Origin of the sequence: Sorangium sp. So ce117, from assembly GCF_051524395.1 — a bacterium.
GTDB lineage: Bacteria > Myxococcota_A > Polyangia > Polyangiales > Polyangiaceae > Sorangium > Sorangium cellulosum_B.
This window is the reverse complement of the sequence record NZ_CP150309.1, coordinates 7,687,767-7,708,034: the sequence shown is the minus strand read 5'-3', so window position 1 is coordinate 7,708,034 and position 20,268 is coordinate 7,687,767. Positions and strand designations below refer to the sequence as shown.

The following is a 20,268-nucleotide window of genomic DNA, read 5'->3' as shown; positions in this document are numbered from 1 at the left end:
ATCGAATGGCTTCGTCCCGGCGATCGGATTCTTGCTCCGCGCGCCGCGAGCGTATCGACGCGCGTTATGCTCGCCCGTCTTTTCGCTTGGAGGAGGTCCAGCATGAGTCGATCAGCGCTTGTCAACGTCGGGTTCGCGGCGATGTTCCTCGCGGCGGCGCCGCTGCTCCCGGCGTGCGCCGTCGATCCGGACGGCACGGAAGAAGCGGAGTCCACCGGCCGCGCGAGCATCGCCCTGGTGGCGCAGACCAACGGGCACGTGTACCGGCTGAGCAACGCGATCTTCAGGATCGAGGGGCCGATCGTCACGTACCTCGGCACCTCGGATGATCCGGGCGAGACGGTGCTCAGCGCGGCATTGCCCACCGGCGATTACGCGAGCACCCTGGAGCAGGGCTGGGTCTTGCAGCGCGATGACGGGGGCACGTTTGTGCCCGTGCAGGCGGCGCTGCTCACCCCTCCCACCGTCTCATTCTCCATTTACGATGGGGCCGTCACGCCGCTGGTCTATCAATTCCAGACGGACGGCACGATCATCACCATCGGGGATGGGCAGCTGGACATTTCCATCGAGGTGACCGAGGTCGGCGGTGGCGGCGCGTGCACGCCGTTCGGCGCCGGCTGTGGCGGCAGCGAGTGGTGTGCCCCAGGAGCGCTGGTGGGAGGGGTTCCGGCCTGCCTCCCGGGAGGCACCATCCCCGTAGGAGGCACCTGTGGAGGCGTCGAGGGGTGTGTCTCCAACGCCGCGTGCGGCGACCTGACCGGGGAGGGCCTCACCTTCACGTGCATCGAGCTCTGTCCGGGGAGCAGCTTCGGCGCGCCGTGTGCCAGCGGCGGGACCTGCGTCGAGATTGGCTACCCGGAGTTCGGGATCTGCTTCTGAGCGGGGTTCGCGGCGATCGTCGCCGGGAGCGCGCGGGCAGCTTCCGGCGACGATCGCATCGGGCGGCGACCCTCCGTCGGGTCAGCGCGGAATGAGGTTGCGGCAGCCGCTGCCGCAGGCGTCCCCGTCGCGGTTGTTGCCGTCGTCGCACTCCTCGACGGCCTGGACGACGCCATCGCCGCAGTACTCGCCGAGCTTGCAGTCCTGCGCGCACTCGCCGTAGCCGCCGTCGTTCACGCCGTCGTCGCACTCCTCGCCCAGGCTGACGACGCTGTCGCCGCAGACGGGCTTGCACTCGCTGCGCGCCGTCGCGAAGCCCTGCAGCGTGAGCTTGAACGTCGACGCCGCCGTCTGGCGCTCGGCGTGGAACACGGCGATCTGGTAGACGCCGCCGTCCGTCAGGCCGAGGTCGATGTTCCGCGCCGGGATGTTGTCGTTCTCCTCCGTGGCGTAGGTGACCCTGCCGGCCCCGTTGGCGCCGATGACGAGGCGCCCGTTGACGGCGCTGTGGATGCCGCCGACGTCGACCGCGAGGCGATCGTTGATGAACACCCACACATCGTCGTCGCCGGTGAAGTCGAGCTCGTACTGCTCGCCCGCGTTGTACTGGAACCAGTAGCGGATCTCGCTCGTGAAATGGAAGTTGTGCTTCGGGCTGCCCTGCTCCTTCAGCCAGTCGCCGCCGCCGTAGCTCGGGAAGATGTCGGCCGCGACGCGCTCGGCCGCCGGGGTGAACGGATCGTCGTCGACCGGGAAGAACAGCGGGTTCCCGTCGTAGGTCTCCTCGACATACCTCGCCCAGTAGACCCCGCCGCGCACCTCGCAGCTGTGGAACTCCTCGCTGTGGATGTCGCCGCAATCCGGGGTGGCCTGGGCCGACGAGGTGCACTCCTCGTCGTTCACCTCGTTGCCCACGTTGCCGCAATAGTGCTCGGCCTCCTGGGACAGCAGGGTCCACTGCTCGCCGTCCTCGCCCCAGCGGTTCACGAAGCGGCCGTCGCCGGTGTCCCAGAGCGTGAGGGTGGTGACCGTGGTGCTGTTGGTGCCGGGCACGTCGTGGTACCACTGGGCGAAGCTGTCTGCGCTCGTGACCAGGCTGTTGGCGGCGGTCATGTACGTCGGCTTCTTCTCGGCGTCGAGCCGGGGCCCGACCATGTTGAAGATCGGCCTGCTGTTGGCAGGACCTTTCGGCTCGAAGTCGGGGTGGGCCGCCTTGAAGTCGCGGAAGACGACAGGCACGGCCATCGATCCCGAGGGCTGGGGGACGGCGCACGTGTATCCCGGCTCCTCCGTGCACGTCGCGGAGCAGCCGTCGCCGTCGATGTTGTTGCCATCGTCGCACTCCTCGCCGAGCACGAGGCCATCGCCGCAGCTGGACGCGCAGGAGCCCGCGGAGCAATCGGGCTCGGCCTGGCAGCTCGAGGAGCAGCCGTCGAAGGGCATCGTGTTGCCGTCTTCGCAGCTCTCCGCGCCCTCTTGCGTCTTGTCGCCGCAGGTCGTCGGCGTGCAGGCGCTCGGGCTGCCGCTGCACTTGAAGCCGACCTCCACCTTGCAGGTCGGCGAGCAGCCGTCGGCCGTCTCGGTGTTGCCGTCGTCGCAGAGCTCCGGGAACACCACGGCGCCGTCACCGCAGCGGGCGATACGCGTGCAAGCGACCCCGGGCAGCGGGCACGACCAGCCGAGCTCGACCGAGCGGCAATCCGCCGCACAGCCGTCATCCCCCACGGCGTTTCCGTCGTCGCACGCCTCGTCGTTGGTCAGGCCCCCGTCGCCGCAACGGAACGCGCTGTCGCTGTCGCCGATGTCCGATCCGCTCCCCGTGGTGTCGCCGTCGCCGAGATCGCCGCCGGTGGTGGTGGTGGGATTGTCCCCGCCGCCGCCGGGGCCACCGCCTCCGGAAGGGCGGCCTGCGCTCGCAGAGCAGCTCGCCACCAGGGCGGCGCAGCTCGTGATGAAAATGGTTGAACCAAACCACGAAGATCGAGGACGCATGACCTGCTCCTTCCGGTTGCCCGGGACCTCTCGGGATGCGTGAATTGGCGACAGTCTCCCACGCGGGTGCCCTGAATTCGAGCCCTTCCTGCGCGCGCCGCGGCCTCCAGGGCTGTTGGATAATTGGTCCACGCACAGGCCGACTCCCCCTGTGCGTGGACAAATCCTGAACCAGCGTCTCTTTCCCCCGAGGGCGGACCGCGTGAGGGACGTATACTCGCGGGCCGGCCGGCTCGCTCCTCCTCGCAGGGCGGCCGGCCCGTCACCGGACCTGGAGCGCTGCATGTCGCGATCGTCTGACTCGACCCGTCCTCCGGGGAGCGCACGCCTCCCCGGCGCGACCGCGCGCTCCCGGCGCTCCTGGCCCGGGTGGGCCGGCTTCTCTGGCCTGCTCCTCCTGGTCATCCTCGTGCCGTTCTTCCTCTTCGCCGACAGCCTCGAGGCCGCGGCGCGAAGGCTGCTCGCGGCGCCGCCGTCGCCCATTGCGACGGCGCTCGTCCTCGGCGGATTGCTCGCTGGCGATATCGTCCTGCCGGTGCCATCGAGCCTGGTGAGCACGGCGGCGGGCGGGCTGCTCGGCTTCTGGCGCGGGACGGCGGTCTCCTGGGCGGGCATGATGGTGGGCTCGGGGCTGGGTTATCTGGTCGGCGCGCGCGCGGGCGCGCCGGCCTTGCAGCGGATGGTGGGCGAGGCGGAGCTCGCGCGCCTGACGCGGGCCGCCGAGCGGCACGGCCGCTGGTTCCTGCTCCTCTTCCGCGGCGTCCCTGTGCTCGCGGAGGCGTCTCTCGTCTTCGCGGGCGCGGGCCGCATGCCCTGGCGCGCGTTCGTCACGGTGACGGCCCTGGCCAACCTGGGCATCTCGGCGACCTATGCCGCGGTGGGCGCCTCGGCCGCGCGGCTCACGTCGTCCCTGCTGCTGCTCGCAGGGATGGTGCTTCTGCCGGGGCTCGCGCTGCTCCTCGTGCGCCTGCCGGAGCGCTGGCGGAGACCGGGAGGGGAGGGCGAGGGCCGCGGGAGAGGAGGGGAGTAGCGTTGGCAGCTCGGCTGCCGGCACACACCCGTCGCCGTCAGGATCGATGAAGGCCGGAGCAGCGCGTCGACGCGTCGACGCGCTGCGTGCCCCTGTGACAGGCATCGTGGCGAGTCGCGGCCTTTCAGCGTGTCTTTCCCATTGACGAGCTCTGGCGATGCCCTCTTTCGTCGAGTTTGACGCTGCGCGCAGGATGGATGACGCTGTGCACCTATCGAATGACGCTGTGCACCTATCGAATGACGCTGTGCACCTATCGAATGACGCTGCGCGCCCTGCGGGACTGCAGGGCGCCCAGATGGTTCAGCAATTCAAGTGCAATTTGAAAGTCAAGCGTCTCGTGGAGGTCGTCCCCTCGTGCAGCGTTCCTGCAGGATCCCGTTGGAGGAGAGCGCCTCCTGCGATCCACCGTCGCGGGAAAAACACCGCCATATCGATACTTGGTCCCGGCATCGGGGGGTGCGTCTCGTCTTGACCCTCTGTTTGGTGGCGGGTAACATGCGAGCCCGGTTGGCAACCCGTCGGTGTTGCTTGATTGCGAATTCTGCGCAGGGTCGACTGTAGAGCGCGACCAACCGTTGATCTGGCTGAGATTGTCTTACGGACGAGCCTTGGGGATTGTCGCTCGAAGCAGTGCGCCGTGCTCTGAATTTGTGCTTAACGAAAGAACGAACCTATGAGAATCCGAAGAAGCCATATCTTCTTGTGTTCCTTCGCCGCCCTCGGTCTGGTGGGCATCGCCTGCGGCGGTGACGGCTCGACCGCGGCGACCGGTGGGCTGGCGGGCTCCGGCGGAGCGAGCAACGGCACTGGCGTCGGCGCGGGCACCCCGACGAGCAGCGGCGTCGGCGCGGGCACCCCGACGAGCAGCGGCGTCGGCGCGGGCACCCCGACGAGCAACGGCAGCGGCGCTGGCAGCTCGACGGGCAGCAGCGACACCACCAGCGGTGCCGGCGCTGGGATCCCGAGCGGCAGCGGCAGCGGCAACCCGGACGCGAACCCCACGCCGGACACCGACGACTCGCCGAACGGCAGGTTCCGCGTCAAGCGCGAGAACGGCCGCCTGACGGACGGCGGCACCGAGTTCCAGGTTCGCGGCGGCAACTGGTTCGGGCTCGAGGGACAGGACGATCTCGAGCGTCCCGGCGCCATGGAGCTCTTCATCGGGTCGATGTGGTGGGCGGATAACAACGCCCCGCGCACCATCGTGCAGACGATGAAGGAGCTCACGAGCTCGAACCTCAAGTTCAACACGATCCGGCTCCCCATCGCGCCGCAGACCCTGGTCGCCAACCACCCGGACGGCAACTACAGCACCATGACGCCCCGGATCAGGAACAACGACGAGGAGGTCTACCCGTACGCCAACGCCCTCGAGGCGCTCGAGGACTTCCTCGTCAAGGCCAACGAGAACAAGCTGTTCGTCCTCATCGGCATCCACTCCTGCTCGAACCACATCGGGTGGCGCAAGGGCCGGCTCGACGATGCCCCGCCCTACGTGGACAGCAACCGCGAGAACTACGATTACAAGGCGGACGACTACAACTGCAAAGAGGGCGAGGACGCCTACAACTACGACAAGTGGCTCGCGGACATCCGTACGATTGCGCAGCTGCCCAAGAAGCTCGGGATCAACAACATCCTCGGAATCGATTGCTTCAACGAGCCGTGGAAGTACAGCTGGCCCGAGTGGGCGGACATGGCCAAGGCGTGCTACGACGTCATCGCCGAGGAGAATGACGACATGATCGCGGTCGTCCAGGGCGTGTCCGGCAGCCACCAGCCCGCGGGCGCCACCGGCCTGACGCTGGAGCCGGAGCCCCACGGCGATCTCGAGCTCAACCCGAACTGGGGTGAGAACCTGTACGGCCAGAAGGCCTACCCGATCCAGATCCCCAGGAATCGGCTCTGCTTCTCGCCCCACACCTACGGGCCTGCCGTTTTCGTTCAGAAGCAGCACGTCGATCAGTCCAAGCCCGAGTGCGTCGGGCTCGAGGACGAGGCGGCCGCCGCGGCCAAGTGCGGGCTGATCGTCGAGCGGAGCAACGCGGCGGCTGTCGCGTTGATGGAGAAGCAGTGGGACGAGCACTTCGGGTACCTGCACGACGACGGGTTCTGCGTGCTCACCGGCGAGTTCGGCGGCGTGAAGGACTGGCCGAAGAACGAGATGGATCCGCCGCTCGCCCAGCAGTGGGCGCACCTGCCTGCCGGCAAGCGCTACGACTGGGAGTGGCAGAACATGTACGTGGACTACCTCATCAAGAAGAAGATGACGGACTTCACCTACTGGTCCATCAACCCCGAGTCGGGTGATACGGGTGGTATCTACGGCCACAAGTACACCGACGCCGACAAGTCGGGCTGGGGCACCTGGACGGAGCTCGACAAGGAGAAGGTCGACATGCTGGCCCGCCTCAAGTAGGCCGAGCCACTGACGAAGAAGACCGCCCGCGGGCCTTGACCCGCGGGCGGTTCTCTTTTGTGACTCCAGCCCACCTCTGCACCATGCCGCTCTAATCGCAGCTGTTGTCGCGCGCGTTCACCAGGGTGAGATTGCGGAAGGTGCTGTTCTCGGCGCAGGGGTTCTCGTTGACGGCCGTGTCCGTGATCGTGAGGTTCTGGATCGTGATGTCCGAGGAGTTCGCGAACTCGGTGCGTGCGGCCAGGCGGATGTCGCCGCCGCCGTCGATGGTCCCGGACTCGGCGGCGATGTTCACGTTGTGGCAGTTCTCGAGCAGGATCGCGTTGTTGCCGGTGTCGGCGAGATCGATCCGGTCGATCGTGACGCCCCCGCTCTCGGACACGCAGAAGATCCCGCGCCCGCCCCCGCGGGCGATGACCTGGCCGACGTGGATGTTGGTGGGGTAGCCGCTGCCGATGCGCCCCGCGCGGTTGGCGAGCCGGAACGCCGCGTAGCCGGTGCCCGCGCCCGCGTTCACGGCGTCGACCGTCCCGACCTCGGCGTTGGTCGTGTCGTTCAGGAGGAGGCCGCATTCCCCGGTGTCGCGCGCGATGACGGTGCCGATGCGGATGTCGTCGACGCCGTAGGTCTCGACGCCGTGAGAGCTGGTCCCCTCGGCGTAGACATGGTCGATCTCGATGTTCTTCACCTTGTTGGCGCGGTCGGAGCGTCCATGGTTGTCGATGCGGACGCCGAGGCCGCTCGAGACGCGCAGCTCGACATGACCGAGGCGCAGGTTCTCGACGTCGCGGAAGAACATGGCGTAGAGCGGGGTGCCGCTGATCGTGACGTTCGGGATCTCGATGTCGGTCCGGCCGCGCGCGTAGATGGGCGCGTTGTCGCCGGAGCCGCTGCCGGTGACCTCGATCGTGCCGCAGACGTTGAGCACGGTGTAGCTGGGCACGTTCAGCCTCGAGCTCGCGGCCACGGTCCCGGAGCCCTGGACCAGGACGCTCTGCTTGCTGGTGCGGCCGGAGCTCAAGCTGTCGAGCGCCGCCTGCATCGCGGCCCGCATGTCGCCGCCGCTGTAGACGTTGCGAGCGCCGTTCTGCGCGATCCAGTCGGATCCGGATCGGGTCACCACGGCGTTGTAGCCGCTCGTGTCTCCGTCGCACGGATACGCCGCGTCACCACCTCCGCTGCCGCCCGTCCCCGCCCCTCCGGCGCCGCTCCCGCCTGTGCCGGCCGCGCTGGAGCCCGCGCCTCCGGCGCCGTTTCCGCCGGTGCTCGCCGCGCCGGAGTCCGCGCCTCCGCTGCCGGTGCTGCTCGTGGCGGCGGAGCCTCCCGAGCCAGCCGCGCCGGCGCCCGACGTCCCGCCGCTCGCGACGCCGCCGCCCGCGCCAGGGCCACCGCTCGCGGGCGAGCCCCCCGTCGCTGAGCTGCCGCTTTCGGGCGAGCCCCCCGTCGCCGAGCCGCCGCCGCTGCTCTCCGGGTCGCCGCCGGCGTCCGAGCCGCAGGCCGCTGCCATGAGCAATCCGATGAGCGTCGCGGGTATCGTCGAGATGGTGCGCAATCGAGTCTTCATTCCAAGCTCCGAACGGTGAAAGAGACATTGGCGTCCCCTGATCCGCGCTCGCGCTCGGGGCCCGGCGCCTGGCCCCTGAGGGGCAGCGTCGGGCGTTGACAGGACTGCCGTCGCCAGGAGGGTGTCGACGTAGGGGCAAGACCAATCACCGCTCTCGACCGGCGACGAGTCGTTCGCGTGCGAGCGCACGATTGCAGCGCTGCACGTCGCCGCATCGAGGCTCGAGGCTTCCCCAGCTGCCCCGCCGCGATGCCGCCCGAAGCCGTCGGCGAGCCGGATGGCTCGCACGACCGATCCCCATCTCTCGCCTCCCCGCCTCCCCGTCTCCCTGTGAATCTTCTCTTCTCGCTCTCCACCCGACGTCGCGTTTCGTCTCCGTCGATGTCGCGGGCGCCACGCCCTCGATCCTCTTCTCATGGCCGCCCGCCAGGCGGCCGCGCTCCGTTCGACCCTGGCGACCCGAGCGCCGCGCGGTCAGGGCGGATCGGGCAGCGCGCTCGCCGATCGGCGGCAGCGGCCCGCTGCCGTGTTCCGCGGCGCTCCCGGCTTGGATACGCTACTTCACGAGCTCCCCCGTCTCGTGTGTGCATCCGGGGCCGAGCGCGCTGCTCTTCGAAGCCCCGCACCCGCCATGTACCGTACCGCCGCTCCCCTGCCTCCCGAGCCGCCCCGCGAGTGGCAGCTCATCGTCGAGGCCTTCCTGTACGAGCACCTCTCCGTGCCCGAGGCATGGCTCGCGCGCGCCGGGGGCACCGTCGCGCTGCTCGTCGGCGCGCGGATGCTCGCGCCCGAGCACCACGGGGAGAACCGCGCCTGGCTGTTCGGCGATCTGCGGCGCATGGAGGGCCAGCGGCCGCCGCTCCTCGCCCCCGCCTCGTTCGGGCTGGAGCGCGTGTGCGCGCCGGGCGAGACGGAGGCCCTCCCGCGGCACGTCGCCGTGTGCCCCTGGCCCGACGCGGCGGGGATGACGCTGGCGGGCATCGCTGGCCACCTTCCGGGCTCGCGCTTCGAGGTCGGCGCGGCGGTGGAGGTCGCGGCGCAGCTCGCGCGCGTGCGCCTCGCTGTGCCGCACGCGGGCTTCACGTACGCCCGCGTCATCGTCTTCGAGAGCGGCGAGGTGCGGGTCGCGCCGCCCCTGCCGGAGACGGAGCGATCGGCCGCGCTGAGCGATTCGGGGTTCGAGTACCTCGACGACCTGGGGATCAGGGGCTCCCAGATCCATAACCCCAATGGCCTCGATCCGGCCGTCGGCGTCGCGTCGGCGCTCTTCGAGCTCGTCGCGGGCTTCGGCGAGGCCGGCGGCGTCGCGAAGCGCCAGTTCCTCCACGCCGCGGTCACGGCGCCGCCCGCGCACCCGCTGCCGTCGGACTTCGGCGTGCGCAGCCGCGAGGTCGACGCCCTCGTCGCGCGGGGCACGTCGGGCGACGACTCGCTCCCCGAGCTCGCGCAGGCGCTCGCCGCGCTCAGCCAGGCGCTCGACGGCCCAGCCGCGCTCGGTCGCGCGGTGCGCGCGAGCGTCGCCGCGGCCGCGCCCTCGCCGCCCCACCGGCAGACGTGGGATGGAAAGCGTATTTACATGCTGTTCCCCGACGTGCAGGCGCTCCCTGTCGGCGCAGGCTGGCCGGGGCCCGAGCTCTGAAGCGACCGCGCCGCCGCGGCGTCTCGTGCGCCTCTCACGTGCCTCTCGTGCGGCGCCGCGGCTAACCGCAGCCCGGCACTTCGTCGAAGCTGAAGAAGACCTGCTTGCCCATGGAGCGGGACAGCTCGACCATCTCGTCGGCTCCCTTGGAGGGGCCGCCGATCCGCAGGCAAGCGTCGCAGCGCGCGACGAGCCGGCGGGCGACGGGATGGAAGATCTCGTTGAAGATCTCGTCGCCGATCTGCCGCGACCCGGCGTGCTCGATGAGCGGCAGCGCGAACCATTCGCCGAGGACCGGGAGGTGGCCCGCCCGGAAGAGGCGCACGGCCATGTCGTTCATCGCGTGAACGTTGGCCGCGATCAGGACCGGATCATCCCCCGTGCCGGAGCGATAGGGCCCGGCGACGAGGATCATGAGGGGCTGGGTGGGTTGCATCGTCTGCCGTCAGGGGGCCTGCAGGTCGCGATCGGCGCTCGGGAACCAGCGCGTCGCGGCGCGGACCGCGTTGGTGGCCGCGCCGAGCCGAAGGTTGTCCCCGACAACGGTCAGGCACACGCTCTTCCGGTCGCGGTCCCGGTGATCGGGGCGGATCCGCCCGACCAGCGCGAGGTCTCGGTCCTGCACGCAGTGGAGCGCGCTCAGGCCCTCGCCGGCGGCGCCGGGGAGGTGCTTCACGAAGGGCGACTTCGCCGGATCGCTCAGGATGCCCGCGACCCGCTCGAGATCTACCGGGCGATCGAACGTGACCCACGCGTTCTCGTAGTGGCCGACCGCGACGCCGACCCGGCAGCACTGCGCGGAGACGCCGAGCTCCGGCATGCTCAGGATCTTGCGGCTCTCGAAGATGAGCTTCCGCTCTTCCGAGGAGAAGCCGCTCTCGTCGGTGCCGCCGTTGTGCGGGACGGTGTTGCCGGCGTAGCCCGACGGCTTGAACGGCACGCCCAGGCGATCGAGGGCCTGGAAGCCGTCGCGCGCGTCCGCGAGGAACGAGTCCAGGGCGGCGATGCCGGCGCCGCTGACCGCCTGGTACGTGCTCACCGTGACCGCGCTCAGCCCGAACTCCCGGCGCAGGGGCGAGAGCGCGAGCATCAGCGGGATGGTCGTGCAGTTCGGGTTGGCCACGAGCCGGACCGAGTCGTCGACGATGCTCGAGTTCACCCCGGCGACGACGAGCGGCACCTTCGGGTCGGCGCGGTACGTGTTGCTCTTGTCGATCACGCGGTACCCGAGCTCCACGAGCCGCGGGACGTACCGCTTGCTGTGATCGTCATCCAGGGCCACGAACGCGAGGTCTCCGCGGGGGGCGTCCTGCGCCTCGAGGCGCGACGCACTGAGCACCTCGTACGACTTGCCGTCGAGGGTGAGCTCCTGGTCCCGGCTCGCGAACAGGGCGAGCGTCGCGCCGGGCCAGGCCCGCGCGATGAGGGTGATGGTTTCGCGGCCAACAAGGCCCGTGGCGCCGAGGATGCAGATTCGCATAAGGGCGCTCTTTACCAGACCGGGGCCCAGCCGACGAGGGGCGAGTGGCCGGGCGCCGCGGCGGCGTTCTGCCTAGCTACCTTGCCTGGCCTAGCCTCGCCGCGCGCCCCTTCCGCCCGCGCGCCAGCCGCCGTCCCCTCGGCGGCCGGGGCGCGGCCCGCGCTCAGATGACCGTGCCCGGCGGGACGACGGCGTTCTTCGGGACGACCACGATGCCCTCCCGGGCCGCGTAGTACGGGGCGTCGGTGTCCGGCCGGTCGGGGATGTTGCGGATCACCACCCCGTCGCCGATGCGCGCGTTCTTGTCGATGATCGCGCCGTCGATCGTGCACCCCCGGCCGATGCCGATGGGCGGCAGACCCCTCGTGCTCTCGGGGCCGTGGGCCTGGAACAGCGACTCGTAGTCCGCGCCCATCATGACCGTGTTCGACATGGAGACGTGGGGCCCGATGGAGGAGAGCTGCCCGACGACCGACCGGGAGATCTTCGACTCGATGATCCGGCTCCCCTCGGCGAGGAGCACCTGGTCGAGGACCGAGCCGGCGGTGACGTGGGCCGGGGGGAAGAACTGCGGGCGCGTGTAGATCGGCCGCTGCGGGTCGTAGAACGAGAACGGAGGATCGGAGTCGGTGAGCGCGAGGCTGGCCTCGTAGTAGCTGCGGATCGTGCCGATGTCCTCCCAGTACCCGTCGAACGTGTAGGTCATCATCCGGTGGGTGTCGAGCGCCCGGGGGAGGATGTGGCTGCCGAAGTCGGAGGCGTTGTCGTGCTCGAGCATCTCGTAGAGCGCCTTCGCGCTGAAGATGTAGACGCCCATCGAGGCGAGCCACGGGTTCGCCGGATCGGGCAGCTGCCGCACGTTGTCGAGCAGCTTCATGTCCTTCGGCTTCTCGACGAACTTGACCACTCGCCCGGTGTCGTCGGTGTCCACGATGCCGAGGCGCGACACCTCGGCCGTCGGGACGGGGCGGACGGCGAGCGTGACGTCGGCCCGGGTCTCGCGGTGGTGCTCGAGGAAGGGCTCGTAGTCCATGCGGTAGAGGTGATCGCCCGAGAGGATCATGACGTCCCGCGGGTTCGGCGATTTCACCTCGACGAGCTGCTTGCGGACGGCGTCGGCGGTGCCCTGGTACCAGTCGCTGTGGGTCGGCGTCTGCTCGGCCGCGAGGATCTGCACCGCGCCGGCGGAGAAGACGTCGAATCGGTACGTCTGCGTGATGTGGTTGTGGAGCGAGACCGAGTTGAACTGCGTGAGGATGTGGATGCGGTTGAAGCCCGAGTTGAGGCAGTTGCTGATCGGGATGTCGACCAGCCGGTACTTGCCGCCGGTCGGGACGGCTGGCTTCGAGCGCAGCTTGGTGAGCGGGTAGAGGCGGCTTCCTACGCCTCCGCCGAGGATCAAAACCACCACGTCGTTGTGCTTCAAGCGGGTCTCCGCGAGGTGAGGGGGACGGTTCGACGCCCGGGACGATGGGCGCGGTTACACTAGCAGGAGTGGCGAACCCACCGGGCTGCAGATCGCTCAGCGGCAGCGGGCTGGGCGGTCGCTCGGGGCGGGGGCTTCCCGGGCGATAGCCCCCGTCTGCTCCTCCACGCTGAGCGACGTGATCCGCGCGTCCGGCGAGGTGTCGACACGCACGGCCAGCGAGAGCGCGCCGCGCTCGCAGCGCAGGCCGAAGCGCGCCGCCGTGGCGCTCTCCACGACGGCGGAGCCGTCGAGCGCGCACGCCCCCACCCGCGCGCCGGCGTCGCGCAGCGCCTTTCGCAGGGAGGCGAGGTGAGCCTCCGGGAACCAGCCGGGCCTGAGCCTGCGATCGAGCGCCCCCGTGCGCGCGCGGCCGATGATCGAGGCGACGGCCTGGGCGGCGCGGCGCACGGGCGGGGAGGGCGGGACGACGCGCGCCGCCATGGCGCCGGTCGCCGCGAGCCGGCCGAGCACGTCCGCGTTGAGCGACTCGAGATCGGCGCCGGCGACGTTGGCGAGCGCGACGACGCCGACGCCCCGCTGCGGGAGGATCATCACCGACGCGGAGAAGCCGTCGATCAGGCCGTTGTGGAAGACCATGTGGCCGAGGTCGCAGTCCTCGCGCACGTGCCAGCCCAGCCCGGGGCCGTCGTCGCCGCCGGCGGTCGGGAACGCCGAGCCGTTGCGCGCCATCAGGTGCGACTCGCGCACCGTGCTCCGCCGCAGGGCCCCCGTCTCGGGCGCGTCGCGCGCGGGCCAGGCGGCGAGCTCGAACCCGACGAAGCGACCCATGTCGGCGAGGCTCGCGTAGAGCCCCGCGGTCGCCTCGGAGGCCCCGAGCCGCCAGGGCTGGATCGGCGCCACGGCGCCGCCGTCGACGCCGCGCGCGTGGGGCGAGGCGAGCGCGTCGGGCGGCACCTGCGACGGGTCCCAGGCGGCGTCGCGCATGCCGAGCGGCCCGAGCACCGCGTCGCTCATGTAGCGCCGGTACGGCACGCCGGCGGCGCGCGCGACGACCAGCCCGAGGAGCGAATAGCCGAGGTTCGAGTAGGACGTCGCGGTGCCCGGCGCGCTCTCGAGCCCGAAGCCGTCGAGCGTGGCCAGGATCTCCCGCTCGGTGACGTCGCGCGACGTCGACGCGGGGGGAAACACGCCGAGCCGCGGCAGGCCGGAGCTGTGCGTGAGCAGGTCGCGGACGGTGATCTGCCGCGCGTCGCGCGTCGGGTAGACGACGCCGGTGAGCGCCGGCAGGTAGCGCGCCGCCGGGGCGTCGATCGACAGCCGCCCTTCGTCCCGGAGCCGCAGTATCGCCGCCGCGGTCAGCGGCTTGGTGACGGAGCCGACGCGGAAGCGCGTGTGCTCGTCGACCGCTCCGCCCGCCGCGGCGTCCCGCACGCCGAGCACCGCCTGGATCGCGAGCTCCTCGTCGATGACGACGCCGAGCGCGAGCGCCGGCAAGCGCTCCCTCTCCGCGGCGCGCCGCGCGAGCGCCTGCACGTCGGCCGCCGCCGCGCGGAGCTTCCGCCCGCGCTCCGGATCGGGGAAGCGCGGCGTCGGCGCGGGCTCGCTGGCGAAGCGCTGGTCGAGCGGCGCCGCGGCCCCCTGCGCGACGGCCCGCGGCGCGGGCGCGGGCGATGCGCACCCGCAGAGGAGCAGGGGTGACGCGGAGAAGACGGCCGCGGCGAGGAGCGCGGCGAGCCTGTCGTCGATCGTCCTCACGTCGGAGCCATGACTCTCGCTCTTCGATCGCGACCCGACAATTCGAAACGGACCCGGTGGAAGGGGTCAGTCCTCGATTGTAGCGGTGGAGGTAGGCGGGGAGCGCGACGTCCACGCAGCTCCGGGGTGGGGATCCCACCGTGTGATCCGCGCGGGGCCATGACGGCGCGCGCGGGATCGGAGGCGCCGGCGGCAGTGCGCGCCTACGCCTGCGCGAACCGCTCCTGGAAGGCCCGGTAGTTCGGCCGATCGGCGCCCCGGTCGTACACCGCGAACACCACGCGCGAGAACGCGCCGCGGAAGCGCGGGCGCTCGAGGCACCGGGCGAAGACGTCGGCGACCTCGCGCGGATCGTTGCGGAAGACGCCGCACCCCCACGCCCCGAGGACAAGGCACCGGTGCCCGTGCGCGCCCGCCGCGGCGAGCACCATGTCCGCGCGGCGCTCCAGGGCGGCCCGGATCTCCTGGTCCGTGGCGTCGTCGCGCTGGAACGCCTCGCCGGCGTTCGGCGCCGGCGCCGTGATGATCGACAGCGCGAACGGCCGGTCCAGCAGGGCGTGCTGCTCGTCGCGGAAGAACGGCACGTCCGGCGAGTAGATGATGTGGTCGGTATAGAGAAAGCTCCCGCAGGCGCGGTTCTGGTCGTAGTACTCGCGCTGCTCGACGAGCGACGCGTACAGCGCCGAGCACCTGGCGAGGTCCTCCTCCTGGGCCTTGGCCCCGCGCAGGAACCCGCCCCCGGGGTTCTTGGCGGAAGCGAAGTTGAGGGCCATGACGCGGGCCTGGCCCTCCTGCTCGATGAGCCGCCGCCCCGCCGCCCCCGTGGTCTCGCCGGTGACCTCGATCGCCGCCGGGGCGTCGAGGCGCTCCTTCGGCTCCCAGGCGTCGAGTGATCCGGGCCGGTAAAGCACGGTGCCCTTCACCGCGGCGAGCACGCGGTCGCGGATGCGAACGGTCGCGCCCGAGGGCGCGATGTACTCGCCGCGACTCGCGATCTGCACGGTCTCTGCGGCGATGCTGGTCAGCTTCATGCGCTCAAGGATTGGCGAGCCGCGGCCGCTCGTCCAGCGAAACGCGCCCCGCCCTGCGCCGCGTCAGCGTCGCACGGAGAAGAGCGCCCACTGACCGTCGCGCGCGGCGAGCTCGAGCCGCTCGTGGGCGAGCAGCGCGGGCGAGGGCGAGCGCAGCAGCACGTAGTCGAACCTCGTGAGCTCCGGGTGGCGGAGCCAGCTCGGGCCGAGCCCTGGCATCGGGTTCTTGCCGCCCACGTACTGAATGAAGTTCATCCCGTAGCCTGCATAGGAGCTGTTCGGCAGGCCGCCGTGGCGCACCGTGGCGATCTCCTGGATTGCGCGGAGCGGCTTGACGGGGAACGCCTCCGTCGCCCCCCACGCGTCGAGGGGCGCCAGCAGCGTTTGGCCGTGAGAGAGCCTGTCGATGAGCCGGGAGGCGCCGACCGTCTCTCGATGGAAGTCGGCGAAGCGCCCGCAGAGGTGGAGGAGCAGGGCGCCGCCGCCGATCGCCATCGAGGCGAGGAGGCCCGCTCTCGGCGCGGGGCGCGCCGGCAGGCTCCAGGCGAAGGTGAAGAGCAGCGCGGCCATCCAGGGGTGCCGGTTGTTGATCCCCTCGACCCCGAGGCAATACGAGGGGAGGACCAGGTGACAGACCACGCTGGCGAGCGCGAGCACGGCGAACGCGTTCGGGACCCGGTACCGGGCGGTCGGGGACTCGGGCGACGCGTGGGGCGCGGCGGGCTCAGCGGTGGCGCCGGCGACGACGAGCAGCGCGAAGAGGAGCACGTAGCCGACCGAGATCGGGAGGAGGACCCCGACGAGCTCGGGGAGCTGCGCTGCGTTCTCGAAGAAGGGCGGCCACGCCGCGACAGGGCCGGGGACCGGGGCGCCGGAGGGCCTCGTGAGCACCGACCTGCCCACCCAGACGGCGAACAGGGCGAGCGACGGCGTGAGCGGGAGCAGCGCCCGCCATCGCTCCCGCGGCCCCGGCGCCCGCCAGAGCGCCCAGAGCAGCGCGACGTCGAGGAGGAGCTGGGCCAGCGCGAGCGCGTGCCACAGGAGCAGGGCGACAGCGATCGCGGCGAGGCCGACGCCGAGGCGCGGGGTCGGGCGATCGAGCCATCGCACGGCGACGGCCAGGCCCAGCACGACGAGCGGAGGGGCCGTCGCGAACGCGAAGAAGCCGCCGCTCACCCAGTACGAGTGCACGAGGGGGAAGACGAGCAGCACGCACCAGCGATCCCGCCGGAGCACGCGGAGGAGGAGCATCGAGGCGGCGGGCAGGGCGACGGTGTACGCGGTGAGGAGGACCTTGCCCGCGATCTCGATGGAGCTCACGGCCGCGATCGCCCGCGCGAGGAAGATCGGCAGGACGAGCGGCGCGATGGGCCATCCTGTCGTGTAGGTGCCGTGAAAGGGCGAGGCGGGATCCCCGTGGTCCTGGAACGCTCGGACGAACGTAAGGAACGGTGGGTAATCCATCATCGGCAGGAGGTCGGTCAGCCAGAAGGGCACCGCCGCGAGGAGCGTCAGCGTGAAGACCGTCACTCCATAGGCCCAATGAGCCCACGGGAATCGCGCGCCGGTACGTTCCATGGCCTGGTCGAGGGGATGCCACGATTTTCTGTTCGCGCCGTGCCGTCAAGCCCCCGATTGAAGGCCGTCGCGCCGTACGCCGCTCCGGCCGCGCGCGGCGCACGATCACGACGCTCGACGCTGCTCGCGCGATGGAACCAGCACGACGGCGGGACGAAGCCCCATCGATCCACCGCCTCGATCCGGTCCCGGCGGGGCGCGCTGCTTCGATCTCGATACGCAAGTCCTTGCACAGGTGCGCAAGCACCCGCTGCGCAGGTGTGGACTCCATCGCTCCGCGCTTGACCTCTGGACCGCGAAGTCACGCCATCGCGCATGCGGCACGTCGCTTGCCAATATCGGACACCGAAACCGGACGCCATCCGCGTCAGTACCAGCAGTCGAGTCGGTCCGACCCGCCGTGGAGGTCCCGTGGCGCCGTCCGGCGGAGCTCACTGCGGCGCTGCGCGCCCTCGCCTGACCCGAGAGGGAAAGGCATGAACGAGAGGTACTTGTATGATGAGTCATCTGTCTACGGAATCTCGTGGTCTCCTCCATGGCACGCTCGGCCTCCTCGTCCTGTCGCTCGCGTCGGCCGGGTGCGCCGCCGGCGCGCCTGCGGGAGAGGAGATCTCCGAGCAGGTCGGTGATACGGAGGTGAGCTTCGACGAGTTCGAGGCTCGCACCTATCGTGAGCCGGAGAGCGGCATCTACATCGTCGATGGCGACATTCCCGTCGAGGGCCTCGACGGGCTCGAGGGGTTCTATGAGCGCCACGTCCAGCGCGGAGCGCTCATCGTCGACCAGAGCCGCGGAAGGGACGTCCGGTGGAGCGACAGGGAGAAGCGGAACCTCAGCTACTGCGTGAGCGAGGCGTTCGGTGACGACCATGGCGCGGTGGTCTCCGCGATGGAGAGCGCCGCCGCGGCGTGGGGGGAGGTTGCGGACGTCCGCTTCGTTCACAGGGCGGACCAGGACGGCGCGTGTGATGCGCGCAACAAGAGGGTCGTCTTCGACGTGCGCCCGGTCGAGGGGCAGCCGTACTACGCGCGCGCGTTCTTCCCTGACAGCTCGCGCCGCGCGCGCAATCTCCTCATCGACTCGGCCGCCCTCGGCCCGCTCGATCTCTGGACGCTCACGGGCGTCCTGCGGCACGAGCTCGGCCACGCGCTCGGGTTCCGGCACGAGCACACGCGGCCCGAGGCGGGCGCCTGCTTCGAGGACGACGGCTGGCGCGCCCTGACGCCGTACGACGCGGGCTCGGTGATGCACTATCCGTGGTGCAACGGCACGAACTGGGGCGACCTCGACCTGACGGAGCACGACGCGCGCGGCGCCGCGGCCCTGTACGGCCCGCCCTGCCGGTGAGCTCCGCCCCGCGGCGCGCGCTGCGTCCCGCGCGCGCTGCGTCCCGCGCGCGCTGCGTCCCGCGCGCGCTACGTCCGGCGCGCCGCGCCGGCGGGAGCGCTGGCGCGGTGGGGAGTCCGAGGGCCCATGGCGCGCGCGCGCCGCGCGTGAGATCATGGCGCGCCATGGATGAGGTCGAGCTCGACGTCCGGCGATACTCGGCCGAGGTGGTCGCGCACCGCCACGCGCACCACCAGCTGGTCTTGCCTCTGGAAGGCGCGTTAGCCCTCTCGATGGACGGTCGAGAGCTCATGGCATCCGGCCTCTCGGGGGCTCTCGTCCCGTGCGACACCCGCCACGCTTTCGCGGCGCCGGACCGGAATCGCTTCCTCGTCATCGATGTGCCGCCCGCCTCCGCGGAAGCTCTCGGCGCCGCGCCGTGGTTCGAGCGGATCGCCGGCGGGTCGATCGCCCTCGACGCCGCTGCTGCGCACCTGGTCCGGACCGCGGCGGACGAGCTCGACCGGGGCGGCTCGGTCGCGCTGCGCCGGCAGTGGGCGGGGCTGCTCGTGCTCACGCTGGCCGAGCGCGGGGCGCGCGGCGCGCTCGGCGCGCTCGGCCTGACGCGCGCCCCGGAGAAGCTGCGCCGCGCGCTGCGCTTCCTCGAGGACCACGCGCACGAGCCGCTCACCGTCGCCGACGTGGCTGCCCGGGCGGAGCTGAGCCCGGGGCACCTCCACCATCTGTTCCGCACGGTCCTCGGGACGACGGTGCAGGAGCGCATCGCGGATCTGCGCCTCGCGCGCGCGACCGACCTGCTGTCCCGCACCGAGCTCGGGATCGCGGAGATCGCGATCCGCTGCGGCTACGCCGACCAGAGCTGCCTGACCCGCAGCCTTCGGCGCCGCCGCGGCGTGACCCCGGCGGCCCTGCGTCGCGCGGTCCGGGCCGAGCGTCGGGGCGAGCCGCGGCGCGGGCGAGCGTAGCCGGGCCGCGGGCGCGCAGCCCAGGCGCAGCGAGCCCGGGCGCGGGCGAATGTCGCTGGGGCGCGAGCCCGGAGTCCCGGCACAGGACGGCGGAGCCTGAGCCAAGACGGCGGCCGGCCGGCGCGCCATGCTCGGCGCCATGTCGGACACGACCCACGGCGCCGCCCTGTCGGACGCAGCGATGGCAGCGACGCCAGCGGCGCGCCCCTCGCGGCGAGCCGCCACCCTGGCGGGCGTCGCGGCGATCGGGCTCTGGGGCAGCCTCGCCCTGCTCTCGACCTCGGTGCGCAGGTTGCCGCCGCTCCAGGTGCTCTCGTCGACCTTCGCTGTCGCGGCGCTCCTCGGCGCGGCGCGGCTCGCCCGGCGCGGCGGGGGCGGCCTCGGCGCGCTGCGCCAGCCGCTCGGCAGCTGGATCCTCGGCGTGGGCGGCCTGTTCGGTTATCACGCCCTCTATTTCTATGCGCTCTCCGCCGCGCCGCCCGTGCAGGTCAGCGTCATCTCGTACCTGTGGCCGCTGCTCATCGTCCTGCTCTCGGCGGCGCTCCCCGGCGGTCGCCTGCGCCGCAGGCACGTGGTCGGGGCGCTGCTCGGGCTCGCGGGCGTCTGGACGCTCGTCGCCGGCGGGGACGCCGTCCGCCTGAGCGCCACACACACGCCCGGTTACCTGGCCGCGCTCGGCTGCGCGCTCCTCTGGTCGACGTACTCGGTGCTCCAGCGCCGCTTCGCCGAGGTCCCTGCCGACGCCATCGCAGGCTCCTGCGCCGCGACGGCCGCCCTGGGCCTGGCCGGGCACCTCGCGTTCGAGCGCACGGTCGTGCCGACGGCCGGAGAGGCGCTCGGCCTGCTCGCGCTCGGGCTGGGCCCCGTGGGGGTCGCGTTCTTCGCGTGGGATCACGCGACGAAGCACGGCGACGTGCCGCAGCTCGGGGTGCTGTCCTACGGCGCGCCGATCCTCTCGACGCTGCTGCTCTGCGTCGCCGGCCACGCCGAGGCGAGCGCCCAGCTGCTCGCCGCCTGCGCCCTCGTGGCTGTCGGCGGCCTCGTGTCGACCGCGCCCGCGGCGAACGTCAGCACCGGCACCCGCGGGCTGTCGACGTTCGCACGCTGGATCACTTGCCCTCGATCGCCGCGCTGACGCGCCCGCGATCGAGGGC

The 20,268-nt window shown here is 71.4% G+C and carries 15 protein-coding genes; 7 read left to right on the top strand and 8 right to left on the bottom strand.

Features of this window, described 5'->3' with window-relative positions:
- The first annotated feature begins 102 nt into the window (after positions 1 to 102).
- Complete coding sequence (locus tag WMF46_RS28735) at positions 103 to 882, top strand: hypothetical protein (protein ID WP_437980123.1); 780 nt, start codon at positions 103 to 105, stop codon at positions 880 to 882.
- An 81-nt stretch (positions 883 to 963) separates the two neighbouring features.
- Here WMF46_RS28735 and WMF46_RS28730 read toward each other — a convergent pair whose 3' ends face one another.
- Entirely contained in the window at positions 964 to 2,874 is a 1,911-nt protein-coding gene (locus WMF46_RS28730) for a DUF4215 domain-containing protein (RefSeq protein ID WP_437980122.1), read from the bottom strand.
- A 283-nt stretch (positions 2,875 to 3,157) separates the two neighbouring features.
- Between WMF46_RS28730 and WMF46_RS28725 the strand changes: the two genes are divergently transcribed.
- Positions 3,158 to 3,904, top strand: a complete 747-nt coding sequence (locus WMF46_RS28725) for a TVP38/TMEM64 family protein (RefSeq protein ID WP_437980121.1) — start codon at positions 3,158 to 3,160, stop codon at positions 3,902 to 3,904.
- A gap of 676 nt (positions 3,905 to 4,580) precedes the next feature.
- A complete protein-coding gene (locus WMF46_RS28720) occupies positions 4,581 to 6,326 on the top strand; it encodes a glycoside hydrolase family 5 protein (RefSeq protein WP_437980120.1) in 1,746 nt (581 codons plus the stop codon).
- A 91-nt stretch (positions 6,327 to 6,417) separates the two neighbouring features.
- On the opposite strand, the gene WMF46_RS28715 is transcribed toward WMF46_RS28720, so the two are convergent.
- Positions 6,418 to 7,890: a right-handed parallel beta-helix repeat-containing protein gene (locus tag WMF46_RS28715; protein ID WP_437980119.1), complete on the bottom strand. Its 1,473-nt coding sequence runs from the start codon at positions 7,888 to 7,890 to the stop codon at positions 6,418 to 6,420.
- A 631-nt stretch (positions 7,891 to 8,521) separates the two neighbouring features.
- Here WMF46_RS28715 and WMF46_RS28710 point away from each other — a divergent pair.
- Positions 8,522 to 9,529, top strand: coding sequence for a hypothetical protein (locus WMF46_RS28710; RefSeq protein WP_437980118.1), 1,008 nt, complete (start codon positions 8,522 to 8,524; stop codon positions 9,527 to 9,529).
- Positions 9,530 to 9,590: 61 nt separating this feature from the next.
- Here the strand turns inward: WMF46_RS28710 and WMF46_RS28705 are convergent, their stop codons facing one another.
- The 6 genes from WMF46_RS28705 to WMF46_RS28680 form a co-directional block, all read right to left on the bottom strand.
- Entirely contained in the window at positions 9,591 to 9,965 is a 375-nt protein-coding gene (locus WMF46_RS28705; RefSeq protein ID WP_437980117.1) for a DUF4406 domain-containing protein, read from the bottom strand.
- Positions 9,966 to 9,974: 9 nt separating this feature from the next.
- Positions 9,975 to 11,009: an aspartate-semialdehyde dehydrogenase gene (locus WMF46_RS28700; protein WP_437980116.1), complete on the bottom strand. Its 1,035-nt coding sequence runs from the start codon at positions 11,007 to 11,009 to the stop codon at positions 9,975 to 9,977.
- A gap of 163 nt (positions 11,010 to 11,172) precedes the next feature.
- Entirely contained in the window at positions 11,173 to 12,435 is a 1,263-nt protein-coding gene (locus WMF46_RS28695) for a glucose-1-phosphate adenylyltransferase (RefSeq protein ID WP_437850351.1), read from the bottom strand.
- A 96-nt stretch (positions 12,436 to 12,531) separates the two neighbouring features.
- Positions 12,532 to 14,193, bottom strand: a complete 1,662-nt coding sequence (locus WMF46_RS28690; RefSeq protein ID WP_437980115.1) for a serine hydrolase domain-containing protein — start codon at positions 14,191 to 14,193, stop codon at positions 12,532 to 12,534.
- A gap of 203 nt (positions 14,194 to 14,396) precedes the next feature.
- The gene (locus WMF46_RS28685) at positions 14,397 to 15,224 is read right to left on the bottom strand and encodes a TIGR02452 family protein (protein WP_437980114.1); all 828 of its coding nucleotides are present in this window, start codon (positions 15,222 to 15,224) and stop codon (positions 14,397 to 14,399) included.
- Positions 15,225 to 15,287: 63 nt separating this feature from the next.
- The gene (locus WMF46_RS28680; RefSeq protein WP_437980113.1) at positions 15,288 to 16,802 is read right to left on the bottom strand and encodes a hypothetical protein; all 1,515 of its coding nucleotides are present in this window, start codon (positions 16,800 to 16,802) and stop codon (positions 15,288 to 15,290) included.
- A 495-nt stretch (positions 16,803 to 17,297) separates the two neighbouring features.
- On the opposite strand from WMF46_RS28680, the gene WMF46_RS28675 reads away from it, so the two are divergent.
- From WMF46_RS28675 to yddG, 3 genes are all read left to right on the top strand, one after another.
- The gene (locus tag WMF46_RS28675; protein ID WP_437980112.1) at positions 17,298 to 18,149 is read left to right on the top strand and encodes a matrixin family metalloprotease; all 852 of its coding nucleotides are present in this window, start codon (positions 17,298 to 17,300) and stop codon (positions 18,147 to 18,149) included.
- Positions 18,150 to 18,313: 164 nt separating this feature from the next.
- Complete coding sequence (locus tag WMF46_RS28670) at positions 18,314 to 19,114, top strand: helix-turn-helix domain-containing protein (protein ID WP_437980111.1); 801 nt, start codon at positions 18,314 to 18,316, stop codon at positions 19,112 to 19,114.
- Positions 19,115 to 19,253: 139 nt separating this feature from the next.
- Positions 19,254 to 20,249: an aromatic amino acid exporter YddG gene (gene yddG, locus WMF46_RS28665; RefSeq protein ID WP_437980110.1), complete on the top strand. Its 996-nt coding sequence runs from the start codon at positions 19,254 to 19,256 to the stop codon at positions 20,247 to 20,249.
- The last annotated feature ends 19 nt before the right edge of the window (positions 20,250 to 20,268 follow it).